Below are 11,867 nucleotides of genomic sequence, written 5' to 3' on the forward strand. Positions count from 1 at the left end.
TGTCGTCAGTTCGAGTCTGACAACCGGAGTTTTTTTGTACCCTGGAGAGTTGTCCGAGTGGTTGAAGGAGCATGATTGGAAATCATGTATACGGGTATTGCCTGTATCAGGGGTTCGAACCCCCTACTCTCCGTAAGTGAACAAAGAGTATTCTTACTTTGTTGTAGGGATACTCTTTTACTAACTTACAGGGTTTTGATTAAGCAAAAATAATTATTAATTATTTCAAATAAAGTATATACAATTTTATAAAGTCTATGATATAATTATTTTTGTTGAGTTATTGATATGCACCTATAGCGCAATTGGATAGAGTGTCTGACTACGAATCAGAAGGTTGTAGGTTCGACTCCTACTAGGTGCACTAATATAAAAAGACTTATGAGATAAATTCTCATAAGTCTTTTTTTGTTCTCAAGAATGAGTTAATGACATAACCAGTCTTGAATTTAAACATGCAGCATAAACGTGGAATATTATTCAGCAATACTTTTAACAAACGACTGATAATCTTTTTCCTCACCAGTATCACTAACATCAATATCGCTTAAATTGTTGTTATGTAGATTAAATTCACTCAGATTTATTTCATGAGTAAAGGTAGCATTTCCAATAAGACGGATCTGACTTAGCTCCTTAATCTCGTTTAAGGTTATTTGGGTTTTGACCATACCACCGGGATTATAAACACTAATATCCTTGGTAGGGTCAAATTTATCTGAATGTAAGATTGCAAAGGCTAAACTGGTAGCCGACATACCGGTACCACAGGCATTAGTAAAACCAACGCCACGTTCATAAGTTTGAACAAATAACTTATTAGTGTCCATGATCTGACAAAAGCTAACGTTAACTCCTTCAGGGAAATAACTATTAGCTGCGTTCAGTTTTTGTCCAAGATCGCCAAGTTCTAACTGACTGACTTCGGGTACAAAACTAATTAAGTGTGGATTGGGAACAGCAATGGCTGTAAAACTTTGATCTGGTAAAAATTCTGGAATCATTTGATCAACCATTTCGTCTAAACTTTTGTAAGAGAAAGGCAGATCAATTTTTTTGAATGAGATAGGGGAGATTTCAACACTAAAAGCCGGAACTCCCTTGTAAAAATCTTCGGCTTTGGAAATCGATAGATCAGAGGCCATAGTTTCAATCTTGAAATTATCTAGGTGATATTTTTCCGATAGGTAACGACTGACGGTTCTGAGACCATTGCCGCACATTTTTGCCTCGCTGCCATCAGCATTGATGACACGCATCTTTCCTAAACAGTTTTCACTTGTATCAATGACCAATAGTCCATCGGCACCGCCCAGGATATTTTGACAGAAATTAATTGCAATTCTTTTCAGTTCATCATCATTTAAGGGTGTTTCCAGTAAGGTTTGATCTAAAATGAAAAATTTATTTTCTGAGCCATGTACTTTAAGTAATTTTACCAATTTATTCACCTCAATTATTTAATCAAAAAATGTTTTATAAATTTGTTTTACAGCATCATCAGCATCGGATTCCTGAATTCCTATCATAATAGAGATTCTTGAGGCACCCTGATTGATCATGTGAATTGCAATGTTATTTTTCGTTAAGGAATCAATGATTTCACCGATCGTATTGACGTTGTGGGCGATTCCTTCACCAACCACCATAATAATCGCATAGTCGTCCATCCATTCCAAATAATCTGGCTGGAGGATTTCTTTAACATCATGGCAAAGATGTTTGATCGTTGTTTTATCTAATTTAGTTCGATCAAAAATAACGGTTAGATCATCGATACCTGATGGCATATGTTCATAAGAAATATTATATTTATAAAAAATTTTGAGTAGCTTCAGTGTGAAACCAACTTCTTTATTTAACAAGTAGCGATGAATATAAAGTGCTGAAAAACGTTTGGAACAGGCGATACCGGTAATTTGATTAGCGGGATCAAAGAGAAATTGTTCAGGAACAATCATGGTTCCGTCAGCTTCGGGATTATTAGTATTTTTGACATTTACCGGTACCTGACCCTTAATTGCCGGAATAATAGCTTCATCTTGGAAAACTGAAAAGCCAGCATAGGAAAGCTCACGCATTTCCCGATAAGACATTTTTTTGATGGCCTGTGGATGTTTGACGACATGGTTATTGGCCACGTAAATGGCATCAACATCAGTGAAATTTTCGTATAAATCAGCGTGAAGTCCACGACTCAATAAGGCCCCGGTAATATCTGAACCTCCACGGGAAAAGGTATAGATTGAACCATCTTGACTATAACCGAAGAAACCAGGGAAAACGACTTTAGTATCGGCGGGAATCTCAAACTTAGCTAAGTTAGTATAAGTTTCTGGAGAAATATCGGCGTCATTTGGTTGACCATGGACAATAATACCAGCTGTTTTGGGATCAACGAAAATTGATTTGATACCTTGGGAATTAAGGACTTTATTTAAGAGAATAGCATTGAGAAATTCTCCATGGGCCTTAAAAGTTGCCATTAAATGTTCATCGTCAGGAAACTCAGTTTTGCCTAAAGCAATTATTTTTTCTTTAAGTAATTTAATAACGGATTCATCAAGTTGAAAATGGGTACTGATTTCACGATAACGAGAGGCAATCTCTTTAATAATATTGGTATAATCCTCATTATCAATTACCGCTTGAGCATATTTGATTAGTAAGTCAGTTACCTTAGTATCGCCGGCAAAACGTTTACCTGGAGCTGAGGTCACGATGACCTTCCGTTCAAAATCATCATTTATGATTTTAATGACTTTCTCAAATTGTTCTCCGGTTGACAGAGAGCTACCACCAAACTTAACGACCTTCATACGATGCACCTCTAAAATTAAATAGTTTTTAATGATGAGTGTATCATTTTTGACCGTTATGACAAGAAAAAAATATTAATTATTAGAAATATGAGAAAATTATTAATATTACTTGACGAATAATGAGCATTGTTATAATCTTAGTACCAACAAAAGAGGTCGCAATCGACATTAGTAAATGAGCTAGTTTCTGTAAAAACGTGGAACTCATTGAAAGGGAAGATTGCCGAAGCACTGAGTTTTACAGAATTCAGCAAGCTGGGGCGTATTATTAAGAGAATACGAACTGTCGTAACCATAATATCGGTTACGTTGAGCTTAAGACAAAATTGATGCAGACTATTTATGGATCTCTTTGTTTATTAAGCAAAGAGGTCTTTTTTTATTTGGTAAAAGGGAGTAGATAAAATGATTATAGATGAATTAGCTAGTAAGAATGGCCATTTGATGATTGGTGGCGTTGATAGTGTTGATTTAGCAAAGAAATATGGCACTCCATTATATGTATTCGATGTTGCTTCGATCCGGAGCCAAATAAGAAAATTTAAATTGGCTTTTGAACAAGCTGGTTTGAAGTATCAAGTCAGTTATGCCAGTAAAGCTTTTGCCGTTAAAGCCATTTATCAGGTGATGAAACAAGAGGACGTTCACATTGATGTTGTCTCAGGTGGAGAATTGTATACTGCCTTAGCAGCAGGTTTTCCCAGTGATAAAATTAGTTTTCATGGTAACAATAAATCATTTGAAGAATTAGAAATGGCTGTTAAAAATCACGTTGGAGTAATCATGTTAGATAATTTTCACGAGATTGAATTACTTGCACGTATTTTAAAAACAGATGATGAAAAAATAAACGTTATGTTGCGTTTGACCCCAGGGATTTCCGCTCATACGCATAAATATGATCAAACTGGTCAAACAGATAGTAAATTTGGCTTCGATGTTGAATCAGGTCAAGCAAAGAAAGCCATGCAATTGGTTTTAGAAAATAAGCGAATGAATCTTTTAGGAATTCATGCACATATCGGTTCGCAAATTTTTGGAACACAGGGATTTATAATGTTGGCCAAAAAGATGATTGAGATTGCGAAGAATCTTCAAAAAGAATTTAACTATTGGCCTCAAGTTATTAATCTCGGTGGAGGTTTTGGAATCAGTTATAACGAAGCTGACGATCCCATTACTGCTCAAGAATTTATTTCTCAAATTGCTAATGAATTGAAGCAAAGTTGCGACGATGTTCCTGAAATTTGGATTGAGCCTGGTCGCTCCATCGTTGGACCAGCAGGCTATACTCTTTATACAATTGGTTCTCGAAAAGATATTCCTAATTTACCTCCATATATATCAGTTGATGGAGGTATGGGTGATAATATTAGACCAGCTTTATATCAAGCCAAGTACGAGGCAGTGGTTGCCAATAAGATGGGCCAAGAAAATATTGAAACAGCCCACATTGCTGGTAAATATTGTGAGTCAGGTGATATCTTAATTGATAAGCAGGAGTTACCTGAAACCAAAGTCGGTGACATCTTAGCAATACTTGATACTGGAGCCTATGGATATTCGATGGCAATGAATTATAATCGTAATCCTCGTCCTGCTGTGGTCTTCGTTGAAAATGGTCAGGATAAATTAGTCGTAAAACGGGAAAATTATCAAGATTTAATTAGTCTAGATCGTGATTATTAATTGGAGGAAAATTTAATGACAAAAATGAGTGCTCAAGAAATCATCAATTATATAGGAAATTCTGAGAAATCGACGCCAGTAAAAATTTATTTACAAGCCGATATTTCTAAAGTTGTTTTCCCATCTTCAATTAAAGTATTTAAGAGTAACGATTTAGCAATTATTATTGGCGATTTTAAAATTATTGAACCTATTTTAAAAGACAATAATTTAACTGATTATTATGTTGAGGCTAGTGCCCAAAATACAGGAGTTCCAATGTTAGATATCAAGCATATTAATGCTCGAATTGAACCAGGTGCCATTATCCGTGATCAAGTCACAATTGGTGCCAATGCCGTTATCATGATGGGAGCTGTTATCAATATTGGTGCTGAAATTGGTGCTAAAACAATGATCGATATGGGAGCTGTGCTTGGCGGTCGTGCCACTGTTGGTGAAAATTCCCATATCGGTGCCAACGCTGTTTTGGCCGGAGTTGTTGAACCAGCTTCAGCTCAACCAGTTAGAATTGGCAATAACGTTATTGTTGGTGCTAATGCAGTTGTTCTTGAAGGAGTACAAGTCGGGGATGATGCTGTAGTTGGTGCAGGGGCCATTGTAACTAAGGACGTTGCTGCTGGAACTGTAGTGGCCGGGGTACCTGCTAAAATTTTAAAGGTAAAAGATCAAAAGACGACTGATAAAACTCATATTGAGAGTACCTTAAGGAAGTTATAATTATGACCTTATCGAGTGATGAATTAATTCAAATTAGACGTCATTTACATTCAATTCCTGAATTATCAATGCAAGAATATAAAACGCAAGCCTATGTTAAACAAATAATTGCTTCATTTTCGCAGACCAATTTGGAAATAAAAGAGCTACCAGATTTACCAACTGCTCTGTTGGTGTTGGTTAAGGGATCAAAACCAGTCAGAAATATTGGCTATCGTTGTGATATGGACGCTTTACCGGTTACTGAAACTAATGGCTTAAGTTATGCTTCAAAAAATCCTGGGGTAATGCATGCTTGTGGGCACGATCTTCATACGGCTGTAGCCCTAGGAATTCTCAATTATTACAGTGAACATCAACCCAAAGATAACTTAGTGTTCTTTTTTCAACCAGCGGAAGAAAGTGAAAGTGGTGGGAAAGTTGCTTATGATTTAGGTGCTTTTACCGGTTCCTTTCAAATTGATGAATTTTATGGTTTGCATGATAATCCATTACTGAAAACTGGTGTTATCGGTTGTCGAAATGGAACATTGTTTGCTGGGACAACAGAGGTCAACATCATAATCCATGGGAAAAGTGGTCATGCGGCCTATCCACATTTGGCCAATGATGCAATTGTTATTGCCGCGAATTTTATCAATCAAGTTCAAACGGTTATTTCAAGAAGTATTGATCCTATCAAATGTGGTGTGATCACCTTTGGCAAAATACAGGCTGGCGTAATCAGAAATGTTATCGCAGGAGAGGCTCGGATCGAAGGTACCATTCGAGGGTTGAACCAAGAGATGATTGAATTCATCCGTCAACGAATTATTGAAATTGCTGCAGGTTTGGAAAAGTCATTTAATTGTCAGATCACAGTTGAATATAACCAAGGTGGTTATTATCCAGTAGAAAATAATTCGGAATTAACAAAACGATTTATTAATTATATGAAAGAAAATAAACAGATTACTTTTGAAGAAACAAAACCAAAGATGACCGGAGAAGATTTTGGTTATTTAATCAATAAAATACCGGGCATGATGTTCTGGCTCGGAGTTGAAAGTAAAGGGGCACTTCACTCGGCAGAATTTTTACCTAACGAAGCAGCTATTCAAAAAGGTGTCGATGCGGTGGTTGGATTTTTCAATTATCGAATGAATTTGGAGGAAGTTTAAATGTTTGAAAATGCTGATTTAATGACAGCTATAATTACTCCGTTTGATGAAGATGAAAAAATTGATTTTGGATCGTTAAAAAAATTAACTGAACATTTATTGTCGACTGGTAGTAAAGGATTTGTGATTGGGGGAACAACTGGTGAAACGCCAACGTTGACTGAAAACGAGAAGTTGGATTTATATCGTAAATTTGTAGATATAGTTGATGGTCGAGTACCAATTATTGCTGGTGCCGGTAGCAACAGTACTGCAGCAACGATTGATTTTATTAATAAAATATCCCAGATTCAAGGTATTAATATGGCCTTGGTTGTGGTGCCTTATTATAACAAGCCTAATCAGCGTGGGATGATTGCTCATTTTGAAAAAATTGCTAAAGAGTCGCCACTTCCCATTATGATCTATAACATACCTGGTCGAACAGGTGTGTTGATGGAAAAAGAAACGGTTGTCAAATTAGCTCAAGTTTCGAATATTAAAGGTGTTAAACAATGCAACACGATGGAGGATTTAGAATATATCGTAGAACATACATCTCAAAAATTTAAAGTTTATAGTGGTGAAGATAATCAAGCCTTGTTTGCCAAAGTCATTGGTGCCAATGGAGTTATTTCAGTAGCCTCACATATTTATGGTAATGAAATGACCGAAATGTACCAATCTTTGGAAGAGGGTCATTATCAGATTGCCGGTCAAATCCAACGTCAATTGACGCCAAAGATGAATGCCTTATTCATGTATCCATCACCATCACCAGTGAAGGCCGCTTTGAATCATTTAGGATATGCAGTCGGTGGCTGTCGTTTACCAATCCTTCCGTTGAATAAAGAAGAACGAGATATCCTGTTTCAAAAATTAGATTTTTAGGGAGTTTTCCGATGATAAAAGTTATAATTTCAGGTTTTAATGGTTCAATGGGTCAAAAAGCAGTCAAAATGGTTAATGACTCAGAGGATATGCAGTTAGTAGCAGGTTTTAATCCAGTGGTAACGGATCTTGATCCTAAGGCATATGGCTTGGCTGAAAATGTGAAAATTTTTAATAAACTAACTGATATTAATCTTGCTGCAGATATTTGGATTGATTTTTCGATACCGACTGCAGTATTTAATAATACTAAATTTGCAATTGAACAAGGGATTCGTCCCGTCATTGGAACTAGTGGAATGAGTGAAAATCAGACTACAGAATTGAAGAAATTGGCTGATGCCGAACAGCTTGGTGGAATTATTGCTTCTAATTTTGGGTTATCAGCCGTCTTGATGATGAAGTTTGCTCAAGTTGCAGCTAAGTATTTTGCCGAGTCTGAAATCATTGAAAAACACCATGAAGATAAAATTGATGCACCTTCGGGAACGGCGTTAAACACCGCTAGATTAATCTATGAAGCTCGCGGAGAGAATCAAGCTCAACCTAGTAGTGAAGATCCAATGCATACGCGTGGTGGTGATTATCATGGAACTAAGATCCATGCTTTGCGCTTACCAGGTTTTGTAGCGGATGAAGAGGTTATTTTTGGGGGAATTGGTGAAACATTAACAATTTCTCAAAGTACCTCAGATCGTCAATCATTCATGACTGGGGTTAAGTTAGCCGTTCATGAAGTAATGAAACAAAACCAACTCGTGATTGGATTAGAACAGATTATTTAGAAATTATTTAAATAAATTACAAAAACTCTAATAATTTACTCCGATTTGTATTAGAATTAAATTACATTAAATTTTAAGGAGTGTTGAAGAATGCCAGAATTAGACTCGTCAGTAAAAAATGTTGTAAATGAAACTATTGCCCCTATGGGTAGATCAATGATCAGAGAGTTTGCTGAAAAATTTGCAAAAATTCCTGGGTTGGTTAAATTAACTCTTGGTGAACCAAACTTTAATGTTCCCGAACACGTTAAAGATGCTGCCATTGAAAGTATTAAGGAAAATGAATCTCATTACTCAGATCAAAAGGGGTTCTTGAGTCTTAGAGAAGCCGTTTCAGGTTACTTGGACAAGCAATTTGATTTGCATTATGATCCTGAAACTGAAATTATTGTTACAATCGGTGCGACTGAGGCTATCTTTGATTCATTAGCTGCCATTATTAATCCTGGTGATAAAGTAATTATTCCTACACCAACCTTTGCTCTATATATTCCAATCGTGAAGGTATTAGGTGGTATTCCCGTGCAAGTTGATACTACTGCTGATGGTTTTGTTATGACCGGTAAACATTTGGAAGCGGTCATTAAAGAAGAAGGCCCTGATAAAGTTAAAGCTATGATGCTTAACTTCCCAGGTAACCCAACTGGTGTTGTTTATTCAAAAGAACAATTACAAGAAATTATTGATGTCGTTAAAGATAAGAATATGTATGTTATTTCAGATGAAATTTATGCTGAATTAACATACAGTCACAAACATCTCTCATTGGCTAAGTTGATGCCCGGCAAGACGATTTTGATCAATGGACTATCTAAATCACATGCCATGACTGGTTACCGAATCGGTTATATTGCTGGACCAAAGGACTTCGTTGAACAAGCTAACAAGATGCATGCCTTTACTGTTACTGCTCCTTCAAATCCAGCACAATTTGCTGCTCAAGAGGCTTTGACAAATGGAATTGATGATCCAATTGCCATGAAGAAAGTTTATCAAGAACGTCGTGATTTCTTAGTTGATCAATTGAATGATTTAGGTTACGAAACAATTTTGCCAGAAGGTGCATTCTATACTTTCTCTAAAATTCCTGCTAAATACAATTTGACTTCAATTGAATTTGCTAACAAATTGGCCAACGAAGCACTAGTTGGTGTAACACCAGGTATTGCCTTTGGTAAGGGTGGCGAAGGTTACTTCAGAATTTCTTATGCCGCTTCGATGGAAGATATTCAATTAGCTATGAAACGTTTGAGAAAATTCACAGAGAGTTTGTAAATTTGAATTAAGGGATGGATTACTTATGAGTGAAGAATATACAGTCGCAATTTTAGGTGCCACAGGTGCCGTGGGAACACGTTTAATTCAACAATTGGAACAGTCAACAATTCCTGTTTCAAAAGTTAAACTTTTGGCTTCATATCGATCAGCTGGTAAAAAGCTTCAATTTAAAGGTCAAGATGTGACTGTTGAAGAAGCTAAACCAGAGTCTTTTGAAGGTGTGGATTTAGTTTTGGCATCAGCTGGTGGGGCTGTTTCTAAAAAACTTTTGCCTGAAGCTGTTAAACGTGGGGCAGTTTGTGTTGACAACACGAGTGCCTTTCGAATGGATGAAAATGTTCCTTTGGTTGTTCCTGAAGTAAATGAGGCAGCTTTGTATAATCATCACGGCATCATTGCTAATCCAAACTGTTCGACGATTCAAATGATGGTTGCACTGGAACCAATTAGAAAAGCTTTTGGTTTGAAACAGATCATTGTTTCAACTTATCAAGCTGCTAGTGGTGCTGGCGAAAGTGCTTTAAAAGAACTATATTCACAGGCTCAGGACTATTTGGATGGTAAAGACATGAAAGCCGATATTTTTCCAACGAAGGGCGATAAGGAGCATTATCCTTTAGCTTTCAACCTGTTACCACAAATTGATGTCTTGGAAGATAATCTATATTCTCATGAAGAGTGGAAAATGATTCATGAAACTAAAAAGATTATGTTAGGTGATATGAATTCACCTGAGATCAAGGTCACAGCTACTTGTGTCAGAGTTCCTGTTCCAATTAGTCATGGTGAGTCAATTTATATTGAAGTTGAAGACCAATCAGCTACAACTGAAAAGATTCAACAACTTATCAAAGATGCTCCTGGAGCTGTATTACAAGATGATCCAGCCCATCAAGTTTATCCACAGCCAATTAATGCGGTCGGCAGTCGGGAAACTTATGTGGGAAGAATTCGTCCTGATTTGGAAAATGAGGGAGCTTTCAACATGTGGGTCGTATCTGATAACTTGTTAAAGGGTGCTGCTTGGAATACTGTTCAAATTGCCGAACATTTAGTTGCTGACAAATTAGTACGCGTTAAATAAAAAATGGAACACAGAAAATAGACTGTGTTCCATTTTTTTATTGGGATTTCTGTTAGAATGTTTAAAGACATTTAATTTCAGGTGAGAAAAAAATGAAGCGAATAATGAATATATTTAACGAAGGCGTTTTAGACCTATTGGCTAATGCTGGAGTCGCGATACCGTATTTTTTCTGTTTGACGTTATACAACCAAAATAAAAATATTTTTACCTATGCCTTGCCATTCTTAATGCTTTATACTTTTAGAGCGTTAGGGATGTTACTGACAACTTTTATCACATTGCCAGCATCAACTATGTTAGCAATGTCGAGTTTGTTTGGGGTAATTGGTTCCTTGTGTATTTTGGGAGCCGCTAATCCAGTCTTAGGTATCATTGGTGGTGTTTTATTGGGTCTAGCTTCCAGTTGGATCTGGCCATATTATTTAACGGTTAGATCCCGTGGTCAGATGGACAAAGAATTTAAATTCAATCGAATGCATACCTTATCAGTTTTGATAACACTAGTTATTTTGGTGGCTGTACAATTGATTGCAACGAAAACTCAATTCTTAGGTTTATCGTTTGTTCTATTGGCCTTTTTGTTTTTAGCAGCAATGGTCGGAGGGATGCATATTACGCATCGTCTCACTTTTTATCAGGGATTGGAGAAGAAACCCAAATTCAAGGTAAATTCACTATTTAGTCTGATCGTTTTAGCCAGTTTAGTAATGTTGATCTTTATTGTTCGTTATACACGGCTTAAAACGGTTTCTAATACGTTTGATCTGATCATCAGTATTGTTGCCATCGTATTGTTCCTATTCTTGGCTTACTATCAGATTGGGATTCATAAAAAACTTTTCCCAGTTAGTTTAGTAGCAATTAATCGTGGAGTAGTCATGAATTACGTTATGTTGTATGCAATTTTTGACAGTACGATTAGATTTGGCTTCAATACTTTAATGCTAATTTATGCACTCTATCTAATTGGTTTTGAATTGGGACCTATTTTGCTTAAAAATCATCAATCATGGCGTTATCCTTTGCTCCTGATGGGTTTGGTCTTGGCTTTATTCAATTACACCTACTTTTTAGGATTGTTCTTATGTGCAATCTTTGTCGGGACAGATAACCGAATTCTAAATGATGCTTTATATAAAAATACCGATCTTGATTCAGAACGAGCTTTCTTGATTAAATATCAATTGTCATGTGTCGGAAATGTTTCGCAGCAATTAGTTTATATGACAACGATTTATTTCATCAGTTATTTCATGAAGATCAATGCTCTAGGATTCTTTAATAATCATATTACTGATGGTCCTACAAATGGGGTACTTTATGGAGTCCATATATTCATAACAGCGGTGGTATTTTTATACGCAGCTATTACATTTTATTTTGCCAGAGAAAAAGAATAATTCATCCATTACAACGCTATAAGTGAAATTTAGCACTTTGTTTTTGAACATGAACG

At 36.3% G+C, this 11,867-nt stretch carries 10 protein-coding genes, 2 tRNA genes and 1 riboswitch; of the genes, 10 read left to right on the forward strand and 2 right to left on the reverse strand.

Translation table 11 applies throughout. The features are described 5' to 3' along the window. Positions 1-43 precede the first annotated feature (43 nt). Positions 44-133: transfer RNA gene (locus IV57_RS04985), tRNA-Ser, on the forward strand. A gap of 157 nt (positions 134-290) precedes the next feature. Beyond that, positions 291-364 (forward strand) — tRNA-Arg (locus IV57_RS04990). Between the two features lie 112 nt (positions 365-476). Here IV57_RS04990 and dapF read toward each other — a convergent pair. Further along, positions 477-1,442 (reverse strand): diaminopimelate epimerase, encoded by a 966-nt coding sequence (gene dapF / locus IV57_RS04995; RefSeq protein WP_057880409.1) that lies wholly within the window; start codon positions 1,440-1,442, stop codon positions 477-479. Positions 1,443-1,460: 18 nt separating this feature from the next. Further along, on the reverse strand, positions 1,461-2,819 hold the full coding sequence (locus IV57_RS05000; RefSeq protein ID WP_057880410.1) for an aspartate kinase: 1,359 nt from the start codon (positions 2,817-2,819) through the stop codon (positions 1,461-1,463). Between the two features lie 145 nt (positions 2,820-2,964). Continuing rightward, positions 2,965-3,147, forward strand: a riboswitch (Lysine riboswitch). A gap of 80 nt (positions 3,148-3,227) precedes the next feature. On the opposite strand from IV57_RS05000, the gene lysA reads away from it, so the two are divergent. The 8 genes from lysA (at position 3,228) to IV57_RS05040 (ending at position 11,811) form a co-directional block, all read left to right on the forward strand. Then, positions 3,228-4,511, forward strand: a complete 1,284-nt coding sequence (lysA, locus tag IV57_RS05005) for a diaminopimelate decarboxylase (RefSeq protein WP_057880411.1) — start codon at positions 3,228-3,230, stop codon at positions 4,509-4,511. Between the two features lie 15 nt (positions 4,512-4,526). Next, positions 4,527-5,231, forward strand: a complete 705-nt coding sequence (dapD, locus tag IV57_RS05010; RefSeq protein WP_057880412.1) for a 2,3,4,5-tetrahydropyridine-2,6-dicarboxylate N-acetyltransferase — start codon at positions 4,527-4,529, stop codon at positions 5,229-5,231. Positions 5,232-5,233: 2 nt separating this feature from the next. Next, on the forward strand, positions 5,234-6,391 hold the full coding sequence (locus IV57_RS05015; protein ID WP_057880413.1) for an N-acetyldiaminopimelate deacetylase: 1,158 nt from the start codon (positions 5,234-5,236) through the stop codon (positions 6,389-6,391). After that, positions 6,392-7,261: a 4-hydroxy-tetrahydrodipicolinate synthase gene (gene dapA, locus IV57_RS05020; protein ID WP_057880414.1), complete on the forward strand. Its 870-nt coding sequence runs from the start codon at positions 6,392-6,394 to the stop codon at positions 7,259-7,261. An 11-nt stretch (positions 7,262-7,272) separates the two neighbouring features. Further along, positions 7,273-8,046, forward strand: a complete 774-nt coding sequence (gene dapB, locus IV57_RS05025) for a 4-hydroxy-tetrahydrodipicolinate reductase (RefSeq protein WP_057880415.1) — start codon at positions 7,273-7,275, stop codon at positions 8,044-8,046. Between the two features lie 90 nt (positions 8,047-8,136). Continuing rightward, entirely contained in the window at positions 8,137-9,321 is a 1,185-nt protein-coding gene (locus IV57_RS05030; protein ID WP_057880416.1) for an aminotransferase class I/II-fold pyridoxal phosphate-dependent enzyme, read from the forward strand. Between the two features lie 25 nt (positions 9,322-9,346). Beyond that, the gene (locus IV57_RS05035; RefSeq protein ID WP_057880417.1) at positions 9,347-10,408 is read left to right on the forward strand and encodes an aspartate-semialdehyde dehydrogenase; all 1,062 of its coding nucleotides are present in this window, start codon (positions 9,347-9,349) and stop codon (positions 10,406-10,408) included. 92 nt (positions 10,409-10,500) lie between these two features. After that, positions 10,501-11,811, forward strand: a complete 1,311-nt coding sequence (locus IV57_RS05040; RefSeq protein ID WP_157051906.1) for a hypothetical protein — start codon at positions 10,501-10,503, stop codon at positions 11,809-11,811. Positions 11,812-11,867 lie beyond the last annotated feature (56 nt).

Source organism: Companilactobacillus kimchiensis (assembly GCF_001438805.1).
GTDB lineage: Bacteria > Bacillota > Bacilli > Lactobacillales > Lactobacillaceae > Companilactobacillus > Companilactobacillus kimchiensis.